The sequence below is a fragment of the Pedobacter sp. P26 genome (assembly GCF_050632135.1).
In the GTDB taxonomy this organism is placed as follows: Bacteria; Bacteroidota; Bacteroidia; order Sphingobacteriales; family Sphingobacteriaceae; genus Pedobacter.
Genome location: NZ_CP192574.1, coordinates 2,889,265 through 2,910,841, shown reverse-complemented (window position 1 = coordinate 2,910,841; position 21,577 = coordinate 2,889,265). Strand labels below are relative to the sequence as shown.

The following is a 21,577-nucleotide window of genomic DNA, read 5'->3' as shown; positions in this document are numbered from 1 at the left end:
CAATTGTCAGATTAAGCAGTGGCTATTACAAATAATCACCCCTGCCCTTTTGTTCTGTCTTTACAGATGAAAGGGCAGGAGTGATTTAATTATTTTGCTTTAGCCGATTCTGGCAGCAGTATTAACCTGATATAATTCTTACCGGTCAGGTATTTATCTGCAATATCTTTTACCTCTTTTGCAGTCATTCCTTTGATGATCTGGTTATAGTTACTGATCTGGTCCAGCGGCTCTCCATTGCTAAGTTGTCCAGTCAGATAATCCAGCCAGAAATTATTTGTTTTCATCGTGGTTTGCATCGTATGTAGGTCTTCCGCCTTAAACTTTTCAATGTTTTCCGGTGCCGGGCCAACTTTCTTTAACTTTTCAACTTCATCCACCGCAGAGGCAATCATCCTTTCTACATTTGCTGGTGAACAGCCGAAATAGATAGATATACCATATCTGCCATCAGGCAATTTACGGGTACTTACTTCCGCAGCCGGAGAGTAAACCCCACTTTCTTCCTCACGCAGTCTTTCCAGTAAACGGATTTCCAAAGCTTCTTTTAGCGCCTGCATCTTCAGGGTACTCGCGTAATCATAATCAAACTTTCCAGAAAAAACCAGGTAAACCACGGCCTTATCCTCCTTACCAGCGTACACTGTTTTGGATATCAAGCCTTCAGGGAGGTGGATGTCCAGATTTTTTGCTGTCTCTATGGTTCCGTTTGCAGGAAGGGAAGCGATGTATTTTTCCAGGTAAGGCTTCAGTTTTGCCTCGTCTATATTTCCTACAAGAACAAATTTCATTCCCGTTACATTGGCGAATCTCTCCTTATATATCGAATATGCGCGATCAAGGTTGATCTGTGCAATTTTCTCCAGGTTAGCAGGCGTACGGCGGACATTGTAGTTCCCCAAAACTGTAGTCATTGTATCACTGAAAACCGATTCAGGATCATCGTCCTTGTTCACCAGGGCTGCTTTTGCATTCGAGATAATCCCTTTGAAAATCTGCTCATCTTTACGCGGTTCTGTAGCGTAGGCATACAGCAAACTAAAGGCACTGTCCATATCTTTGGCATTTGTACTCCCAATAAAGCCTTGTGTACGCTCATCTATAAAAGGAAAAACCGAGACCTGTTTACCTGAGAGGTATTTTTCCAGCTGACTGGCATTGTAATTTCCTACACCTGCTGAAGAGATAATATTTGAGGCATTAGCTGCACTTTCATAATCCGCATCACTGTATAAGGATGTTCCCCCATTGGTAAAAGCCTGGAAAACAATCTCGTCATTTTTGAAGTTCGTTTTCTTCAGTATCACATTTACACCATTGCTGAGGGTAAGGTAAGTAAGTCCGGTTTTGGCATCTTTTTCCTCTTTCACAATTTTTCCGGCTACCGGTACATGAGCCTGTAACGGCAACTTACTTACATCGTCTTTAAAAGCATCCATCTTTTCGGCATTGACTTGCTTTATCCAGGCTAAAACAGCTGACTCGGCCGGTAAAGTTGCCTTATCCTTTTCGGGTGCGGTTACAATGATATCCCTGTCGGTTTCCCTGATGTATTCTTTGGCTAGCGCATTTACCTCCGCAAGCGTAATTGTAGGAATAAACAGGTTTACCATTTCATTTTGTTTGCTTAATCCAGGAGCGGCCCCGCCATAAAGGAAATGGTTCAGATAAGCATTTACATAGGTATCGGAAGTCATTTTATCCTTTTCCTGCATCATCGCTTCCATGTCATTCAGATACTCTCTTTTGGAACGCTCCAGCTCTGTTTTAGAAAAGCCCAGCCGTTGCAGTCTGGCCGTTTCCCTCCACACTGCTTTAAATCCACTCTCCACTTCTCCTGGCCTGCAGCTAACATAAAGTTTAAATGCTTCCAGTCCTGGCATAAATTCACGAATTGCGGCACCACCTTGTAAAAACGGAGGATTGGCCTGCCGGGATAACTCTGTGTAACGCCTGCTCAGCATTCCGTTGAACAGATTTCTCAGCAGTGAGGCACGGTAATCAGTCTCTGTATAAATTTTCTGCTCTTTATGCTTGGCATTAACTTCTATAACCGTATTGGTCAATTCTTTATCCGTTACCGCAAGAAACTGGTTTTTCCCTGTTAAGGAAGAACTATATTTTACCCTTGGTTTTTCATTTGGCGGGTTTTTCAGGTCAGCAAATTTTTGCCTGACCAGTTGTTCCATTTTTGCCACGTCGATATCACCTACAATAATAAGAGCCTGCAGGTTCGGACGGTACCAGTTATGGTAATAATTGCGGATCACTTCTGGTTTGAAATGAAGGATTACATCAGCCTTACCAATAGGCAAACGGGAGGCATAACGCGAGTTATTTACCATCAACGGAAGGGTTTGTCTTAGTATGCGATCTTCAGCGCCTCTACCCAACCTTTCTTCTTCCATAATCACACCGCGCTCCTTTTCAATCTCGGCCGTCTCAAGTGTCAATCCTTGTGCCCAATCGCGCATAATCTGCAGCCCGTTTTTCATCACCTCAGGATCATCTGTGGGCAGCGGTAACTGATAAACTGTTTCATCAAAACTGGTGTAAGCATTTAAATCGGCACCAAACCTTACACCAGCTTTCTGGAGATAATTGATCAGCTCACTTTTAGGGAAGTGCTCCGTTCCATTGAAACTCATGTGCTCCAGAAAGTGTGAAAGTCCCTGCTCTTCATCCGTCTCCAGGATAGATCCTACCTTATTGGCAAGATACATCACCACCCGGTGCTCAGGCTCATTGTTATGGCGGATATAATAGGTAAAACCATTCGCCAGCTTTCCGGTACGCACCGAGGAATCCAGCGGAATCAATTTTGTAACCGGCTGAACAGTATGGTGAACGGCAACAGTAGATTTAGCAGGCTTATGTTGTGCTCCTGCAAGCAAAGGCAGGCAATTGCCTGCAATAAACAGGGCTATAATAATTTTGTAGATTTTCATATTAGGTAATAAAATTTATAATGCTGGTTGGTCATCAGCTATACCGCGCTGTGCCATGGGCTAGGATCTACCCGATTAGTGGGGCAGCACTTCTGCCAGTTTACGTTCCAGTGCTGCTCCCCGTAGGTTTTTCGCAATAATTTTACCATCCGGGTCAATCAGGAAATTAGAAGGAATCGCCGAAACATCAAACAGTTTACCGACTTTGGAGCCAACATCCTGTAGATTTGGCCAGGATAATTTATCCTCACGCAAGGCGGTCATCCAGGAGCCTTTATCAAAGTCTGAAGAGATGCCCAGTACATTAAAATTGTGTGCAGCAAATTTTTGATAGGCCGCAACTACATTAGGATTTTCCTGCCTGCAAGGTACGCACCAGCTGGCCCAGAAATCAACAAGCACATATTTTCCCTTGTAGAAAGATAAGCTAACTAACTTTCCGGTAGAATCAGGCAGAGAAAATTCGGGTGCCACCATCCCGACACTTACTTTCTGCGCACGTTTAAGGTCTGCAGTCAGTTTCTTCCCAAGTAAAGTCAGTTTCAAAGGGGCTTTAATTTGTTTAAACAAGCCCATGGTTTTTTCAAAAGGCATACCGTGCCTGAAAGACTCTGATAAAAGATAAAGACTAAAATAATTGGCGGGATGACGGGCTATATATGAACTGTCTGTTGTGATTTTTATCTGATCCAGCGAATCTGATGCCTTTTCTATTGCCTTCATCTGCTGCTTAAGCTTGGCCCTATCTTGCGTACTGTCGCCCATTAGATCCTCAATGCTGAAATAAGCAGACCTTACATCGTTTAAAGCCACTGTAAGCTTCGTTGTTTTACTTTCATAAGCTACCTTTTCTGCATTCAAAGGAGAGCCTGAAAATACGGCTTGTGAAATGTTTCCCAAGGGAAAAGAGACGTTAAAAACCCCTTTCTCAATAAACAATTCATAAGAAGGGCGTACAGTTTCCTGTTTCTTTCCTTTAGTAGCCTGGGAATAAGAAAGGACTGCCCATACCGGATCCTTTACGTTCCCGCGGAAACTGAAGGTTCTGTTTTTCACCAGGGCAGAATCCTGTTGCATATCATCGTCTATATAACGTTCAAGATAAACAGTCACTTTATCAGCGGGTTTCATGCCGGTTATTTTTCCCTTTAATGTATAATTCGGAGTTTTCTTCTGCGCAAAAGACACAGCGCTGCCTGTGATAAGCAACAGGAAAAGTATAAATTGAATTGATCTGTGATAATATGTGTTCATTCTTATAGATTTAGTTGTAACCTGGGTTTTGTGTCAATTTTGGATTATTTTGTATTTCTACTCTTGGTACAGGATATAGTGCAGCGGTAGACTTCCAGTAGGTGGGTTTATTTTCTGACATCACCTGATCAAGGTGGCCCAGTCTGCGGAGATTAAACCAGCGATCACTCCATTCAAAACACAACTCCACTCTTCTTTCCTGTTCTACAGCATCAAGAATCGAACTTTCGGTTTGTCCATCATCCAGATTTTCAAGCCCCGCACGATTACGGATGGTATTCACATCCTGAACCGCAGCATCAGGTTGTCCAAGTTTAGCTAAGGCTTCTGCACGAATCAGGTACTGCTCCGCAAGTCTGAAAACTACCGTATATTCCTTATATGCTGAATTTTCAACGTCTAATCTATATTTGTAGATCCGGTAACCGCCGGTTTCCTCATTGATATAATTCCACCTGCGTTTATCGCCGTCTTCAAAAGCATCGATAAGACTATTGCTACCTTCATCCGCAACGGCAACATAAGCACCATCACCCAGGGTTTGCCCCCTATACCATACCCGATTTCATTCCACATTTGAAAGATAGATTCTTTATTATCGCTGTGAAAAATATCCATTTCCGCATCATCTGCACTGGTTCCTTCCATCACACCAAGGCTATACTGATTGCGATTTTCGATAATTTCGGAAGCTTTAAGACTGGCATTCTTCCAGTCACCGGTATATAAATATACTCTGGACAGCAATGCTTTAACCACCCATTTATTTGCCCTTACACGGCCAGCGGTAGGATATTGATCACCAAGATAACGCTCGGCTTTTAGCAGGTCTTCCAGTATTTGTGCGTATACTTTAGCGACTGGTGTCCGGGGAAAATTCTTAGTTTCTTTATAAGCTGTGCTGGTTACCAATGGCACATCGCCAAAAAAATTGACGAGATAGAAATAACAAAAAGCACGCATAAATAATGCCTCACCAATAGCTTTTTGTTTCCCTGAAGTAGTCATGCCATTCGAAGTTGCGACACCTTCTATGATCGAATTTGCGGTATAGATTACACTGTAATAATCTGACCAATAGATTTTGGTAGAAGAGTTGACAGGGTCTAAGCGGTTATTGTACCTATTCAGGAAGTCATCGTCTAATGATGCTCCCGGCTTCAATTCATCAGAAGAAAGCCCTCCGGCCACAGGGATATCAAATAAATTACTGTTACTTGCCCATTGAGCATACATACCAACCACTACACTGTCTGCAGATTTATCATTGGCATATACTTGTTCGGTAGTTCTGATGAACTCAGGCTTTACTTCTAATATTTTTTTACACGATGTGCTAACCACAGTCAGCATCAGCAGGAAAGCTATGCGGTATATCAAATTTTTCATTGTATAATTTTAAAATGTTGTTTTCAGACCAAAAGTAAACGACCGGAGGGTAGGCATACTTACACCTGTTTCCGGATCAAAGCCAGGATAGTTGGTCAGGGTAAACAGATTATTTCCCATCGCGTATACACGCAAATTTTTCATCCCCAATTTCCCGGCTTGTTTTTCTGAGAAGTTATATCCCAGGGAAATATTTGAAAGCCTGATGTAAGAATTATTAAAGGCAGTAGCCAAACTTGAATTATAAGTATATATCAGGGCACCATCTGTAGTATAAGCGATGCGGCTACCCGGATTTTGCGGACTTTGCCATCTGTCGAGTACTTCTACGGGCTGGTTATCCAAAGTAGCACCAGGGCTCAAATTCAGGATGCTATTTCGGCCGCTCTTTTTAAAACTTAGGAAAATATCCAGATCAAATCGCTTATAAGAGAAATTATTAGTAAAACCTCCGTAAAATGTTGGCAAAAGATTACTTAAGGGAACAAAATCATTTGGATATTCTATAGTGCCATTTCCATCCACATCCCTGTATACAGGTTTACCGGTTTGAGGATCTATTTTCTGAAAGTCGAATCCCCAGAACAGTGATAAGGATTTGCCGATGGCATATAGATCCTTATATGAGGAATTTTCCAGGTCAGGGAACGATAGCAATTTATTTCTTCCAACGCTTAAATTAAAGCTTGAGGTCCAGCTAAAATCTTTGTGTTTAATCTGTGAAGTGTTCAATATAAATTCCCATCCGCTATTCTGGATTTTTGCATCCATATTCTGATTTACATTGCCCACTCCAACTTGTGAAGCCAAAGGATACGCTACCAGCTGGTTACCAGAACGGTTCCGGTAATAGTTTACGGTAAGCATCACCGCATCGTTCAGGAAACCAAGCTCTATTGCAGCTTCGAATTTTTTATTTTCTTCCCATTGATAATCACTGTTGAAAAGGTTTTTAGGAAAAAGTCCGGTCCCCTGATATTTGTTGAAGGTTTTTTCGTAGTTCACGAAATAACTGTAATCACCTATATTGTCATTACCGCTCAATCCGTAACTTGCCCTCAGTTTACCCATGCTTAAGAAGGGCATTGCCGATTTCATCCATTGGCGTTCTGTAAAAATCCAGGCTGCACCGAGCGACCAGAAATCACCAAACTGTTTACCGGGTGCGAAACGGGAGGAACCATCACGTCTTAATGTTGCATTCACGAACAATTCATTCTGGTATTCATACCCTATACGGGTAAAAGCAGAGAGAAAACGATACTGGCTTGCCAGTTGTGTGGTGTCAGATCTTTGGGCGGCTGAGACATTGCCCAACAGCACGTCATCCGTATAGCCATAGGCATTTAAGGCATAATTTGAAGATTTGTTATCAATATAGGTACCACCAAGTAAGGCGCGGAAAGTGCTGTTTCCACGGTGAAGGACATAATCTGCCTGGGGCTCAAAGGTGAATGAGTTATTTTTGTTATTTGCATAATAGGTATAGCCTTGAGGATTAGATGATTTAGGATCTTGTGCAGCGATAGGTGTCAACATCATTTGCCTGATCCGCAAATCAGTATAACCAACACTGGCTTTCAGCGTTAGGTCAGGCAATACTTTGTAACTGCCCACAAAATTGGTGATGGCACTTTTAGATTTGCTTTCCATCTTGCTTAAAGAAGAGGCAATCGGATTGGGCACTGCCCAGTTTAAAGAGCCATCTTCATTATACAAGGAGTAATTTGGTGGCAGAGCATAAAAAGAAACAGGATCCAGGGCAATAGCGGTATTCTTATCACCCGAATAACTGAGGGTCAAAGCAAGATTCAATTTATTATCCTTTGAATTGTGATCTGCATTGAATCTGATATTCCCACTTTTTAGCCCGTCCATAGTATTGTACACGGTTTTCTCATTTCTATATCCTCCTCCCAGCAAAAAACGGGTCTGATTACTTCCACCAGTAATATTCAGCTCTGCATTTTGCGTTAACGCCGTTTTATCAAAAAACTCCTTTTGCCAATTGGTATATTTCGTCTGACTCCATTTGGTTAAATCAGGGAATGCATCTTCGGTGATTTCTATCCCATCATTGATTGCAGCCTGTCTGCGCATGTCAAGATATTGTTCCGTATTCAGCATATCGATGTAATGTGGAATTTTAGCAATTGAAGCGTAAACGTCGGCCCCGATTTGTATCTGGCCCGCTTTACCTCTTTTTGTCGTAATCAGGATTACTCCATTAGCTCCTCTCGCGCCATAGATCGCCGTCGCATCCGCATCTTTAAGGACCTCGATATTGGCAATTGAATTGGGATCTATACTTTTAAATGGACTTTCACTTGATCCATTAGTCAATATGCCAAGATTGGTTAAACCAGCAATAGAACTGGAAGTAAAAGGCACCCCATCTACAATATACAGCGGCATTCTGGCTTTTCCATCAAGATTCAATGTATTTATCCCCCTTATTTGTACACTAACTTGTGCACCAGGTAACCCACTGTTATTGGTAATCAACAAGCCTGCCGCCCTGCCCTGTAAGGCAGCGATAGGGTCTGAAGTGGGTGTTTTCTCCAATACAGCTGCATCTATAGAAACTGTAGAGCCGGTATTTGTCCTTTGTGAGGTCTTTTGTCCGTAAGCCAGCACCCGAACTTCATCCAGGACATTGGTACTAAGCTTCAGTTCAATGTTGATTACCCCATCAACATCTCCCACACGTATTTTCTGCTGCTGATAGCCAATATAACTTACTACCAGTACATCTTCTTTTTCAAGCCCCTCAATGAAAAAACTGCCATCCTCCTTTGTCCGGCTAATCTGGCGTGTGCGTTCCACCAGGATGGATACACCACCAAGTGTTTTTTGTTGCACTTTCACCACTCCCTTCACTGTTATTTTAGGGATGAATAAGCTGATTATTTTTTCAGCTACAGACTTTTCTTTCCTCCTGATAATCACCGAATGTTCCTCTATCGCATAACTGAAAGGAAGATTTTCCAGGCATTTATCCAGTACTTTTTCGAGCGGAGCGTTCCACGAAACCTGCATCTATTCTTACCGTTTGAAAAAGCTGATCTGAAGAGGCGACAACATCGTAACCTGTCTGCTTTCTGATCTCTCCGAAAATTTCTTTGAGCGTAGTGTTTTTCTGTACAAAAGTAACCTTTTGGGCGAATCCGGTGGCGCTCACCTGAAGCAACGTTGTTAAGAGTATAATAGTTGTTAACTTCATGATAAACAATATTTTATAAAAGCAGCACAAAGGCTTGCATAAAATCTTATTATAATTTTTATACATTTGATATCTGTTAAAATTGAATTGATTCATTACCTGATAAGATTAGGTTTTAGCAAACACAGCCAGGGATGTTCCACCATCCTTGGCTATTTTGTTTTGAAAGATCAATATGCTAAAAACCCTTTTCGTCGGTTCCTTCCTAAGGATCGTGATGGTGGTTCTTCATGTTGGTTGGTTTGTTTAAGTAATTAGTTGATTAGTGATATTGCAGGCCTTTTAATGATCAACGAAAACCTTATTTCCGGTAATTTCAAATGATACGTCTTTGGTCTTGGCCAAAAGGTTTAAGGTTTTAGAGAGCTGGTCATACTTGGTTATAGTACCCAGGAATTTCTTCTTCTTGATCTCCTGGTTTTTGTAAATGATCTCCACATTGTACCATCGGGCAATTCTTGACAGGATATTTTCAAGAGGTTCATCATTGAACATAAAGTAGCCCTGCGTCCAGGCAACAGCTTCATCAGTGTTCACCACTACGATCTGTTCTGCTGTGGCCGAACGTATAAACTGCTGACTGGGCTTTAGTAACTGGTTATTGATTTTTACGCTTCCTTCCAGAAGTGTAGTTTTGGAAAGATTATCATCAGGATAGGCCGAAATATTAAAGTGGGTACCCAATACTTCTACCGTTTGTCCTTTACTGTACACAAGAAACGGATGTACTTTATCCTTTGCTACTTCAAAATATGCTTCACCTGTTAGTTCTACTTTACGGTTGAGGGCCCCGAGGAAAGATGAAGGATATTTGATAGAAGAAGCCGCGTTTAACATCACTTTGGTTCCATCCGGCAAACGCACTTCATAATTTTGTCCGCGTGAAGTAGACAGGGTATTGATCTGATTGTTACCAGCTGTACCCCGGTCAACTACTTCGTACACAATTTGCCCATCGCTGGTCTTGCGGATAACTACACCCTGCTCTTTTGCCACCTCACCTTTATGGGCATCAGATAGTATGATGATTTTTCCGTCAGGAAGTGTAAGTGTGGCGTTGTTTTTTCCGGGGCCAATATCTTTTGTGTAAACTACCTGTTCCTGCTTCTGTTGCGTTTTTACTACATAAAAAAGTGCAGCGCCAAAGGCAATACATAATGCTGCTGCAATGGATATCCTTTTCCACAGCGCAGGCCTCTGTATTTGCGGAGATGATATAGTATTTTGTTTCTCAAAATCTTTTATGCCATTAACAAACAGCACTCTTCTCCAGATCTCATCGCGGAGCGGGCCATCCTCAATAACTTTTCTGTCTTTTTTTCAGAATTGGCCGAAAAAATATATAAATATTCAACAATTTCCTTCTCTTCTGGCGTACAAATCCCTAACTGGTACTTTTTAAGTAAATTATTATGCTCATTCTGATGATTTTCCATCATTTAGTTGCGCTTACTGTTGCTAATTACTGTGATAACAACTAAAAGCGGGGCTGGTAGTAGACGGAATTAAAAAAAGTTAAGAAAATATTAAATGAATCACCCATTTTACTTTTGAGGATCCGCAAAGCATTATTTATTTGCTTTTTTACGGTTTTATCAGAGATATTCAGTTGTTCAGCAATTTCTTTATGTGTTTTATGCTGTTTTCTACTCAGTTCAAACACTTCGCGCATTTTTGGTGGCAAGCTGTTTAATCCCTCTTCAATCACTCGTTTCAGGTCCTGTTCCCGCACTCTGCTATCCGGCATTTGCGAAGGATGCTGAATGATATGCTCCACCTGTGCTAAATATTTAGCTTCTATCTTAAAATGTTTCAGGCGGTTTAAAATCCTGTTACGCGTAACTGCATAGAGAAAAGCTGCTAAATTAGGATAAATGTGATGGCTGTCAGATCTGGACCAAAGGGCGGTGAAAACCTCCTGAACCACATCTTTTGCTTCTTCCTCATCATTCAGCATTTGGTTGGCATGGCGAATAAGCAGCAACCAGTAGCGGTCATAGATGATTTCAAACGCCTCTTTATTTCCAGAATTGAAAGCATTTAGAAGATCTTCATCACTTTTAGGAATAAATGCTGCCATATTCAAAAGTAACAATAAATACCATTTCAAGCAATAATTCCATTATTCACAGGAAGATTCAAAAATCAACTCTTTTTTAAACTCTTCATTTCCGGTGCCCCCGGGAACAAACGCCTTGTTGTACTGATCCATACGCAGGCCGCATCATCTCTCATTAAGAAGCAAGCAGCCGTAATAAAGCCATCGCTGCAACAGCATTTATTTTAATTTGCTTTGTCATTTGATAAAAATACTTAAGGTTAAATATCCATAAGAAATACAATAGGTTAAAGAAATGATTTTTAGTGGAGGAAATGAAAATCTAAACCCTTATCTGTTACTTTTGTATATTCGAAACCTTTAAAATCACGATAATGATATTAACGGAAGAGGGCTTTAACATTATTTGTAGAATCTTAATCAGTTTTCCAACTATATAAATGAGCGAATTATCGGCAAGTGAAAAGCGCTTTAGGGCATTAGTGACCGCCACCTCTGATGTGGTATACAGGCTCAGCCCGGACTGGGAGATCATGTATGAACTGGATGGACGGGGATTTTTGAGTAGTACCAGTGCTCCGATAACGGGGTGGAGGGAAAGAAATGTGCATCCCTATGATATGGAAATGGTGAATGCCGCAATTTCGCAGGCCATTGAGCGCAAAGGGATTTTTGAATTGGAACACAGGGTTGTCCGCGCTGATGGGAGCTTGGGATGGACCGTGTCCAGGGCCGTTCCCATTCTGGGGGATGATGGGGAAATAGAGGAATGGTTTGGTGCGGCTAGTGATATTACCATAAAGAAAAATATAGAGGAGGAGAAATCCAGGTTAAGCCTCGATCTCGCCGCTTTAAATGAAGAAGCCGCTGCAACCAATGAGGAACTGCATGCAGCCAACGATGAACTTATGTTATCGCAGGATAAGCTCGGAGAGGTAAATAGCAGGCTTGAACAGATACTCAACATGCTCCCTGCTTCCGTTGTAGTAATCAGGGGCAATGAGCTCCTGGTGGAGATGATCAATGATAGTAACCTCCTTTATTGGAACAAAACACGTAAGGAAGTTATTGGCAGGCCTTTTCTTGAAATTTTGCCCGATCTGTCTGATCAGCCTTTCGCAGGTCAACTCCGAAAGGTAATGGAAACAGGACAAATTATCGATGTTAAAGAAAGCCCGGTAATTTTCACATCCGCTGACGGAAGCCTCAGAGAAACCTACGTTGATTATACCTATCAACCGCTACGTGATACTGATGGAAATATTTCAGGGGTACTTGTAATGTCGTTTGAAATCACAGACAGGGTGATTTCCAGAAAGCTCCTGGAAGGGTATACTGCTCAACTTTCTAATACAAATGATCAGTTATCAATATCCAATAACAAACTCTATAAAAGTGAGCAGCGTTTCAAATTCCTTATTGAAGAGGCACCTGTTGCCATCGGCGTACTTCATGGAAGAGAACTGACCGTTGAGACGGCCAATGCAAAATTGCTTGAGGTTTGGGGGAAAAACAATGCTATCGTAGGGTTTCCACTAAAGGATGCGCTCCCGGAGATTAATGACCAGCCTTTTCAAAAGATACTTGAAAAAGTATTCGATACAGGTGAGGCCTTTTATGCCAATGAAATCAGGGCGATGCTGCAACATGGGCAGGCCCTAAAAGAATATTTTTTCAACCTGGTGTACCAGCCCGTGATGGATTATACTGGAAAAACCGCTGATATCCTTGTGGTGGCCATTGATGTGACCCTTCAGGTAAACGCCCGCAAAGCGGTTGAAAGGAGTGAGGAACATTTCCGGAGACTTGCCGACCTGGTACCTGCCAAAATATCAAATGCACTTCCCAATGGTGAAGTCACTTTTTTTAACAGGCAGTGGCTGGATTTTGCGGGAATGGGTTTTGAAGATCTGCGGGACTTTGGATACCTGGAGATGTTGCACCCAGATGAGATCCCTGTCTTTCAGCAAGGGCTGGCTGCTGCAGCGAAAAGCGGAGTGCCGTATATTTCAGAAATGCGTTTTAAAAACACAGAAGGAAGTTATGTCTGGCACTTAAACGTGGCTTCCCCGGTAATGAATGAGGCTGGTGAGGTGATTATGTGGGTGGGCTCCACAACGAATATCCAGTCAATCAAGGAAGAAGAACAACGGAAAAACGACTTTATCGGAATGGTGAGCCATGAACTCAAAACGCCACTCACTTCACTCAACGGATATCTACAGTTTATGCAACGAAAGGCGCAGAAATCCGGTGATGATGCACTTTATCAGGGCTTTAAACAACCGTTAAAACAGGTTTCCATTATGACTGCCATGATTAATGGCTTCCTAAATGTGGCAAGGCTTGATGCAGGCAAGATTCCCATTGAAAAATCAGCGTTCAATATGGCAGAACTGATCCAATCTGCCCAGGATGAATTCAGGGCACTGTACAGTTCGCATATTATTATCTGTCCGCATCTGGATGAGGTAGCAGTCCTTGCCGATCGTGATAAAATTTTACAGGTATTGAACAACCTGGTAAGCAATGCAGCAAAATATTCTGCGGCTTCTACCACTATCGAAATTTCCTGCCAGCGCGTAGCGCATTGGGTAAGGGTTAGCGTACTGGACCAGGGTATCGGAGTAAGTAAAGAAGAACTGGGAAAACTCTTTGAACGTTATTACAGGGTGGAAAAGAATAACAATATTGCCGGATTCGGGATCGGTCTATACCTGTGCGCCGAGATCATAAAAATACATAATGGTAAAATCTGGGGAGAAAGTGAAGCAGGGCAGGGTTCAGTCTTCCATTTCGAACTTCCATTAAGTGGTTTTCTATAGACTCATTTAAAATCTTAAATATTAAAAAGGAAAATTTTTTCCAGTAAACAAACAAATTGGTTCAAGCAGTAGAATAATAAATTCGAACCAATGTTTGATATAGGACTGGGTACATTATTTTTCTTATTTTAGCTGGATCAGAATACTGAAAATTATTTTCTATATGACTAAACAACTCTTATTTAGTTTGGTGTTAAGCTTAGTGTTTAGTTTGAAATCTAAAGCACAGGACAAATCAATAGTTCCTTCGGATGTAATTCCGTTTCAGGTAACTGTCGAAGAATCTGTCTATAAAGGTAAAAATGCCTTAGCCCTTGAAATAAAAGGCCAAGCTAATGGAGACAATACGCTTGCTATTCTGAAGGATATTGAATTTCATAACGGCGTAATTGAAGCCACAATTAGTGGGCAAGCACTTGCAAACGCAGGGGAAACAGCCCGTGGGTTTGTGGGTATTGCGTTCAGGGCGGCATTAGACGCTTCTAAAATGGAGGTTTTTATTTACGTCCCACCAATGGTCGGGCAGATGACCAATTACGCAGAAACCATTCCAGCCAGTATATTTCTATTCCTGGATATCCCTGGGAAAAATTAAGAAAGAAAACACCGGGGAAGTATGAAGCGTATGTAGATATATTACCTGCGGAATGGATCAAAATAAAAATTGTAGTAAAGGATGAAACTGCCAGGCTGTATGTTAACAGTGCTACTGAGGCTACTTTAATTGTAAATGACTTAAAGCAAGGTAAAAATATTCGGGGAAGCATTGGGTTATGGGTAGGCCCCGGTACACTAGGCCACTTTACTGATGTTAAAGTAACTAAAGAAGATTGATCAATATTATATAAATTCCAGCATCTCACCTGCAATTATTTTTGAAATAAATCTATAGCTCTATAAACTGCATTTTTCAAAACAATAGAAAGAAATAGAATTACGTGGTGCAATACCATTCGCGGATTTTCTCTTTCCATGTCATATCCACGCTCGAAATATTCCTGAATACGGTTCATTTTTTTGCGGAGATATCGCTGTTAATATACTTATCCGTGGTTAAATTATTTTCACCTGAGCCAATGGCTTAACTTAATGACATTGGGGTAATGCCAGGCGAAAAAACTAATGTCCGTCTAGTACATTCGCAATATTACCATGATCAATAGAAACGTTCTAAATCGAACGCTATGTTTCAATATCGAACATTTTTCAAAATCTAAATAAATGTAATGCACATAAAATCAGTTACTTGTGCTTGGCATAGCTGTTGTAAACCATACGATACAGCGGGTTATGCTGGAAACCAACACTTAATAATATTACTTTATGCGATCAATGTTACGTATTTTATCATTACTCTTATGCTTAAGCCTTTTTGCCCTGGAAGGCTTCACGCAAACATCTTCCGCCAGGCCAACCTTCCAGGATTGCCGGCAAGTCTTAAATGGCGTCAATTTTAGTGTCGATCCGAGGATTGAACTTTTTCATACCATGGAAGTGCTCAGTGGTATTCCACTGGTTAATTTTATCGAAACGGATTACAAGCAGAAGATTTTAGCCAATTTTGCCGCCCATAAAAATCATCCTCTTTTTGACTATCTGAAACGAAATGATCTTTACGGAAAAATTTTCAATTCCATTGATGCGCCGATTTGGGCAATGCTCCACATGACTGATAATTTAGAATGGCGTAAAGATATTCCTGTTCCCGAAGCTGAAAATCCGATGCAGGATTCTCTGAGGATACTGATGAAGGATTTTGCGAAAAAATCGAATTATGTGCTGTTCTTTAATAGTAATACAGATTTTTACCGGATTTCTTTGGCAACCTTAACCTACAATCTGCCAAATTTTAATGAAAAAGAACGCCTGCTGAACTATTGCGGAGACGGTAACGGAAAAAATATTCAGTTCAATGTGATCCTGAATTTTCTGGGCTGGGGGAATTTTGGACCCCGTATTTTTAAAAAAGGCGGAGCAGAATTGTACGCGGTGATTGCACCGGAAAAATCCGCTATCAGGGTGCCCACTTTTGATGTTTCAGCTTTGTACCGATTGTTATGGCATGAATTCGCGCACTCCTTTGCAAATCCGGCAGTTGAAAAATACGAAGCGCAGTTCGATCAGTTTGAATGGATGTGGACACCCATAAAAGAATCTATGAAAAGACAGGGCTACGGTTCCTGGCGATCGGTGGTTAAGGAGCATCTGACTGAAGCAATTGCCTGCCGTATGGCAGCATCGAAACTCGGTGAAAATGCTGCAGATCTGAACTTTGTACGGCGACAATATGGTATGCGCTGGATATATCTTCATCCCTTACTGGATGCGCTTAAACACTACGAGAAAAACCGCCGGCAATTTCCTACACTGGAAAGTTTCATTCCGGAAATTATAAAATCTTTTAAGCGGGTGAGCCCAGGTGATATTGACCGGTGGATGGCTGTAACCGATGCGATCAGAAAACCTGATGTTAACAATATGCCGGCAATCGATGCTATCTATGGTCAGAAGAACATTTTGTTTATTGTTTCTACTGGCGAATCGGATCAGGTAGCAGATAAAAAATTAAAAGATTTTATGAATAACTTTAAGAACCGGATGGCTGATTTAAAAGACGCAAGGGTGGTGGCTGATACGATAGCACTAAAAATGGATCTGTCTGTTTACCACCTTTCCGTTTGGGGAACACCGAAGGGCAACAAATTCCTGCAGAAATATTTTGATCAAATTCCACTGCTGATCGAGGATAAGCGGTTGATTGGTGAGAATATATATGAGGGTACAGGTTATGGCATATTGATCGGTTGGGTTAACCCATTTAATAAGGAAAAAGTAATGGCTATTTATACAGGGCAAAGTCCTGCAGATGTTGTGGATTTTAACAACATTCCAAATGGCTCAGGAAATTACCATATTTTCAATAACAAGATTACGATAAAGCAAAGCACTTTCAGTCGTCAGGGCGAGATTTGGTTCGCAAAATAGTAAACTGGAGAATTGCCTGGAATTGGCCACTTTCTTGCTGCCCTAAAGATGAATGAACTTGTTTTAAAGTTTGTGTTGACAAATTTTTAGCTTTTTATTGGCCAGATAAAACAGTAATTGTGGTAACAGGCCTTTTAGCATCGGAAATTTCGGCCAGCACTGTGGATAATTCCAAATAAAACATAAAAAATTTTGATATTGTTGTCGTATATATTATATTTGCGACAACAATTAAATTTATTTATATGAGATTATTAACATTTGCATCACTACAGGTGAAAAATCTGGAGGCATCAAAAGACTTTTATGAAAAAAATTAGGATTTGAAATTGGAGACACTAATCCGCAAGCCTGTGTTTTCAAATACAACCGGGGAGAGGCAAGTTTTGCTATTCGCACCCCGCTTGAATCACTTGAAGGAAAAGAGTTGGGTACCGGTGTGGCACTGTGGTTTGCCGTTGATAAAAATGTAGACGAACTGAAAGAAGAATTTACTATCAATGGAATTACAACAGCCGGACCGATTATAGATACGCCTTTTGGAAAAGCTTTTCATCTTAAGGACCCTGACGGCTATAAACTTACTTTTTTAAATGCAAAATAAGAATAGATTTTGGTTACTGTTTAAGGAGTAAGACAAACTCGCTAACTGAATTTTAAAGCAAAATTATCGGGATTTTAGCATCTATAAATCACATAATGAGTGAAAAAGACCCAAAGTATTGGATAATCGTAGCATCCAAAGATCACGTAAAATCAGCAGTTGAACTGGGAATTGTACAGGCTTGTCATGGAAAATCTTCACCATTAAAAAGAATGGGAAAAAGTGATTTTGTTGTATTTTACTCTGGAAAGCAGACGATGGACAAACCGGACAAATGTCAGGAGTTTACTGCTTTGGGAAGGGTAGTAGACGGCGAGATTTACCAGTTAAAAGTCCCGGAAAACTTTTCTCCTTCAAGACGGAAGGTAGAATTCTTTAACTGTAAAGCCATTTCTATTTTAACCTTAATTGATGATTTGTCTTTCATTCAGAATAAAAAACGCTGAGGCTATCCGTTTCGTTTTGGGTTCTTCGAGATCAAACGGAATGATTTTGAACTGATTTCTTCACAGATGCAACAAACAAAAGATGAGCAAAAAAAATGAATTTCATTTTAAAAAACCTGAAGACAGTCCGGGTTACCTTCTTGGCCAGCTAACCATGCTGTGGCAAAGGAAATTAAAGCGCGTCCTTGATCCTTTAGATTTAACGCATACACAGTTCGCATTACTATGTGCACTAGCATGGCTCTCCAGGGACAGTGATGTGGTAACACAAGTGGATATAGCCAATCAAAGTAATGCAGACCGCATGATGGTATCTAAAGTGCTGAGAACACTGGAAGATAAAACGTTTATTACCCGTTTCGAACATCCTACAGATACAAGGGCTAAAACAATAAGATTTACAGCTACCGGGGAGATAATCCTGCAAAAAGCGATTATCAGCGTAGAGGCTGCAGATCTGGACTTTTTTTGCGGCTTAGGAATAAACCTAAAAACTTTTAACTCAGATATGGCATCCCTTATTAAGCAAAATAATAAAGAGATATCAAATATTCCCTAATTCTCGTGACTTAACCCAATCCGAATATTTTTATAATTTGTACATATGGTGCGCAGAAAGAAATCCATTGCATTTAAAAAAGGTGGGTATCCTTCAGCCTGTAAAAGATCCCAGTTGCCGCACATATAAGATGCCGCAAAAGGATCTCCTTGTTTATCGTCCGCCAAAAAAATCAGACATAGTTGACAGGGCATTGGCGTGATGCATCCTTTCCCCGTTTTCCAATGACTCCCCTGCAATTCCGGAGGCTCTTTTTCGCATCGCTGTTTCATACGATACAATGGCCTCGTATATCGAAACATAATGGCTGCCTGTCAGGCTTTCACTCAATTCCAGGGCATCAAGCATCGCCATATTAACCCCTTCTCCTGCAAACGGTGGCATTACATGGGCAGCATCACCGATGATGGTAACATCTGAAAGAGTACCCCAGGTCTGGTCCAAAGGCATGCAGTTGATTGGTCTCGGAATAAAAGGAACCGAAGTATTTTCAAATAGCGGGTACCAGAGGTCACTCCATCCCATATATTCTTTCTTAAACCATTCCAATACCTGCCACCGGTCGGAAAAATCTAAACCGCTTTTTTCCGCCCAATTTTCTTCGGCTTTAAAACTTGCATAGAATCCGATTACACCGTTTGCTTTCTGTCCCATAAGAATATCCTTTTCATTTCCGAAAGCCATTAATTTACCGCCACGAAGAAGCCTGGTAACTTCGGGTACCCGTTTTTCGGCATCATATATATTTCCCTCAAGCATCGTAATACCTGAATAAAACGCATTAATGCCAGTAATGTAGGGCCTGATTTTTGAGTTGGCACCGTCTGCTCCAATAACCAGATCAGCATACGCTTCCAATCCGTTTTTAAAATGTAACAGCCAGCCGTCTTTTTGTTTTTCCATAGACAGGAATTGGCTGTTCCAAATTATATTCTCAGGCTCTAACGAGTCCAGTAATAGCTTACGTAAAGCACCCCGGTCTATTTCAGGCCGGAAATGTTGATCCCCGAAATCTTCTTCTCTCATGCGTTCGAGGTCATGGTCGCTAAAAACTATTTCACCTTTTTCATTGGTAATCGTTGTTTTGTCGGCTCCAGGCATATAATTGTTTTTAAATGCATCCAGCAATCCTGCCTTCCGTATCGCGGCCAGCCCAGAATCTTCGTGCAGATCAAGCGGCGAACCCTGTACCCTTGCACTTCGGTCAAAATCCCTTTCATATACTTTAACATCAACGCCTTTCAGTTGTAAAAGCCTTGCTAATGTCAGTCCGCCGGGGCCGCCGCCTATAATCGCTACCTGCTTATTTTGTAATAACATATCTTTAAATTAGACTACAAAATTACTTTTGACCGTAGACTAAAAATTGTAAAAAACGGTAGTTTTTATTTTTATACAACTCTTTGGGTGAAACCCCCGAAAGTCGTTTAACCTCTTTAATAAAATGAGACTGATCGGTAAAATTGCGCTGGGGATACAGCGTTCCATCCCTGATGTGTGAAAGCGAAGCCTGAAAACGAAGTATTTTACAATAAGCTTTCAACGGAAGCCCGAACTGCTGATTAAAATACCGGTTAATCTGGCGCGGGCTCCACGAAATCTTTTCAGAGAGTTCAGCAACGGAAATCTCGCCGTACGAAGCAAAAACCAGTTCAAACAATCTGCGTTTGCGCACATCCACATCTTCAGGTAAAAGCGCAATGATTTTACTTGTCATCGTATCACAAAAGGCTTCAAAATGATCCAGGTCTTCTATTCTTAAACCCCAAAAATCATCTGGCAGCAGCTTTCCGCTATTGATGATATCAGCCACCGGAAAGCCGAAAATATATTCTATCGCCAGCGGATTAAAACTGACCGAACAAAAATCCGATACTTCATGATCAGGATATTTAGGTTGGGTTTCCAGTCCCAGCAAGGCAACCTGTATTCGGTTATCTTTAGTCTTTGAATAAATCAGGTCAATTCTTCCATTCGGAATAACCACAGCCTGATGATGATTGGAAAAGTTCTGTAGTGAGGAAAAACAATAGACAAAATCTTTTATCGATTCCTCAGGTTGAACGAGTTTAAAATCCAATGTGTCTCCCATGGTTAAAAATATTTCCGGTAAAACTAATGTCTTTGCTCTTTTTTAAAAAGGTAATGCAGGTTAAAAACAAGAACTGATAGGAAAATGATACTGTATGCTGCCATTTGTAATGAACTAATGGGTTCATGGAATACCAAAGCTGCTATAACAAATCCAATAATTGGATTAATATTAAGCAACATCCCCACTGTTGACGAGTTTAATCCCTTAAGGGCATATAAATTCAAAAACAATGGAATTACTGTAAAACCAACTGCTATAACTTCTATTAGTAACCAAAATAACGCCTCGGTAGGCAAAGGTCCGCTGTAAGCAGGATAAAAGGGCATCAATATCAGCGCGGAAAGCGAAATATGAAAGGTGAGCAGGATGAACTTATCAAACCCAACATTTTTACGTTGGCTTACCAGGTAAGCGGCATAAGTAAACCCAATAACAATACCGTAAACCATGTCCATAATATTCGCATACGATAGTATCAGGCAGCCCATTATACTTAACCCAACAGCCGTCCATTGTACTTTGCTGAGCTTTTCGTGCAAAAGCCAGTAAGCAAGCAATGTGGTCATAATAGGGCAAACCAGATAGGCAAGCGAAGTAGCCTTGATGCTTACATGATTAAGCACGTAAATAAACGAGAACCAGTTGATATTTAAGAAAACACTTCCGCTTACATTCAGCAAAAGCATGTTTCGTCTTTGCTTCGAAGGTAAGGCCTTCATATCAGAAAAGGTTTTAACCAATTCACCGCGTTTAAATAAAGCGGTAGCTAACAGCATCAATATCGCGCAGCTAAAAATGCGGTAAAATAAAATATCTACCGAAGAATATCCGCTTAAAGGTTTCAAAACTAAACTAAAAAAGCCCCAGGTCGCATAAGCGAATATAGCGGCCAGGTAATATTTTGCGATTTTCAAAAGACAGTTGCTATAATTTTACTTCTGTTGGCAATGTAGATATTACTCATGAAGATAATACCTGTTGTTTTATTGAAAAGTATGTTTGCGCTTGCACCTGGGTCATCTCCATCATGCTCAATATATCCATTATTGTAAATATTCCAGAAAACTCCCTTATTTCGTGTTTGCAAACTCATACTCTCGGGTACGTTTTTTTTTGGGGCGGGGGGTAAACACTGGGCCAAACATTTCAATAGCCGACGCGCTTTTAATCAGACCATCTTAATATCTGTA

The 21,577-nt window shown here is 40.9% G+C and carries 18 protein-coding genes; 6 read left to right on the top strand and 12 right to left on the bottom strand.

Annotated elements, in window-relative coordinates; translation table 11 throughout:
- Positions 1 to 89: 89 nt before the first annotated feature.
- From ACQ86H_RS13565 to ACQ86H_RS13530, 8 genes are all read right to left on the bottom strand, one after another.
- The gene (locus ACQ86H_RS13565) at positions 90 to 2,948 is read right to left on the bottom strand and encodes a M16 family metallopeptidase (RefSeq protein ID WP_431295176.1); all 2,859 of its coding nucleotides are present in this window, start codon (positions 2,946 to 2,948) and stop codon (positions 90 to 92) included.
- A 75-nt stretch (positions 2,949 to 3,023) separates the two neighbouring features.
- Positions 3,024 to 4,079 carry a redoxin domain-containing protein gene (locus tag ACQ86H_RS13560; protein WP_431295175.1) on the bottom strand — a complete coding sequence of 352 codons (1,056 nt, stop codon included), beginning with the start codon at positions 4,077 to 4,079 and terminating at the stop codon, positions 3,024 to 3,026.
- Between the two features lie 133 nt (positions 4,080 to 4,212).
- A complete protein-coding gene (locus tag ACQ86H_RS13555; RefSeq protein WP_431295397.1) occupies positions 4,213 to 4,620 on the bottom strand; it encodes a RagB/SusD family nutrient uptake outer membrane protein in 408 nt (135 codons plus the stop codon).
- Positions 4,602 to 5,591, bottom strand: a complete 990-nt coding sequence (locus ACQ86H_RS13550) for a RagB/SusD family nutrient uptake outer membrane protein (protein WP_431295174.1) — start codon at positions 5,589 to 5,591, stop codon at positions 4,602 to 4,604. Before ACQ86H_RS13550 ends, ACQ86H_RS13555 begins: the two co-directional genes overlap by 19 nt.
- Positions 5,592 to 5,600: 9 nt before the next feature.
- The gene (locus ACQ86H_RS13545) at positions 5,601 to 8,630 is read right to left on the bottom strand and encodes a SusC/RagA family TonB-linked outer membrane protein (protein WP_431295173.1); all 3,030 of its coding nucleotides are present in this window, start codon (positions 8,628 to 8,630) and stop codon (positions 5,601 to 5,603) included.
- A complete protein-coding gene (locus tag ACQ86H_RS13540; RefSeq protein WP_431295172.1) occupies positions 8,587 to 8,814 on the bottom strand; it encodes a hypothetical protein in 228 nt (75 codons plus the stop codon). The genes ACQ86H_RS13545 and ACQ86H_RS13540 overlap by 44 nt, the downstream gene beginning before the upstream one ends.
- Before the next feature lie 282 nt (positions 8,815 to 9,096).
- Positions 9,097 to 10,077, bottom strand: coding sequence for a FecR family protein (locus ACQ86H_RS13535; RefSeq protein ID WP_431295171.1), 981 nt, complete (start codon positions 10,075 to 10,077; stop codon positions 9,097 to 9,099).
- Between the two features lie 214 nt (positions 10,078 to 10,291).
- A complete protein-coding gene (locus tag ACQ86H_RS13530) occupies positions 10,292 to 10,894 on the bottom strand; it encodes an RNA polymerase sigma factor (protein ID WP_431295170.1) in 603 nt (200 codons plus the stop codon).
- A 419-nt stretch (positions 10,895 to 11,313) separates the two neighbouring features.
- Here ACQ86H_RS13530 and ACQ86H_RS13525 point away from each other — a divergent pair, with 419 nt between their 5' ends.
- From ACQ86H_RS13525 to ACQ86H_RS13500, 6 genes are all read left to right on the top strand, one after another.
- Positions 11,314 to 13,698 (top strand): PAS domain-containing sensor histidine kinase, encoded by a 2,385-nt coding sequence (locus ACQ86H_RS13525; protein WP_431295169.1) that lies wholly within the window; start codon positions 11,314 to 11,316, stop codon positions 13,696 to 13,698.
- 163 nt (positions 13,699 to 13,861) lie between these two features.
- The gene (locus ACQ86H_RS13520; RefSeq protein ID WP_431295168.1) at positions 13,862 to 14,293 is read left to right on the top strand and encodes a hypothetical protein; all 432 of its coding nucleotides are present in this window, start codon (positions 13,862 to 13,864) and stop codon (positions 14,291 to 14,293) included.
- Positions 14,294 to 15,030: 737 nt separating this feature from the next.
- Positions 15,031 to 16,683: a DUF4932 domain-containing protein gene (locus ACQ86H_RS13515; protein ID WP_431295167.1), complete on the top strand. Its 1,653-nt coding sequence runs from the start codon at positions 15,031 to 15,033 to the stop codon at positions 16,681 to 16,683.
- 328 nt (positions 16,684 to 17,011) lie between these two features.
- Positions 17,012 to 17,287: a VOC family protein gene (locus ACQ86H_RS13510; protein WP_431295396.1), complete on the top strand. Its 276-nt coding sequence runs from the start codon at positions 17,012 to 17,014 to the stop codon at positions 17,285 to 17,287.
- Between the two features lie 95 nt (positions 17,288 to 17,382).
- Entirely contained in the window at positions 17,383 to 17,733 is a 351-nt protein-coding gene (locus ACQ86H_RS13505; RefSeq protein ID WP_431295166.1) for an EVE domain-containing protein, read from the top strand.
- 82 nt (positions 17,734 to 17,815) lie between these two features.
- Positions 17,816 to 18,292 (top strand): MarR family winged helix-turn-helix transcriptional regulator, encoded by a 477-nt coding sequence (locus tag ACQ86H_RS13500; RefSeq protein ID WP_431295165.1) that lies wholly within the window; start codon positions 17,816 to 17,818, stop codon positions 18,290 to 18,292.
- 153 nt (positions 18,293 to 18,445) lie between these two features.
- Here ACQ86H_RS13500 and ACQ86H_RS13495 read toward each other — a convergent pair whose 3' ends face one another.
- Genes ACQ86H_RS13495 through ACQ86H_RS13480 form a run of 4 tightly spaced genes read right to left on the bottom strand, consistent with a single transcriptional unit; the run spans position 18,446 to position 21,480 of the window.
- Positions 18,446 to 19,612, bottom strand: coding sequence for an FAD-dependent oxidoreductase (locus tag ACQ86H_RS13495; protein WP_138821291.1), 1,167 nt, complete (start codon positions 19,610 to 19,612; stop codon positions 18,446 to 18,448).
- 22 nt (positions 19,613 to 19,634) lie between these two features.
- Entirely contained in the window at positions 19,635 to 20,384 is a 750-nt protein-coding gene (locus ACQ86H_RS13490; RefSeq protein WP_431295164.1) for a helix-turn-helix domain-containing protein, read from the bottom strand.
- A gap of 23 nt (positions 20,385 to 20,407) precedes the next feature.
- On the bottom strand, positions 20,408 to 21,301 hold the full coding sequence (locus ACQ86H_RS13485; RefSeq protein WP_138821293.1) for an EamA family transporter: 894 nt from the start codon (positions 21,299 to 21,301) through the stop codon (positions 20,408 to 20,410).
- A complete protein-coding gene (locus ACQ86H_RS13480; RefSeq protein WP_138821294.1) occupies positions 21,298 to 21,480 on the bottom strand; it encodes a hypothetical protein in 183 nt (60 codons plus the stop codon). The genes ACQ86H_RS13485 and ACQ86H_RS13480 overlap by 4 nt, the downstream gene beginning before the upstream one ends.
- Positions 21,481 to 21,577 lie beyond the last annotated feature (97 nt).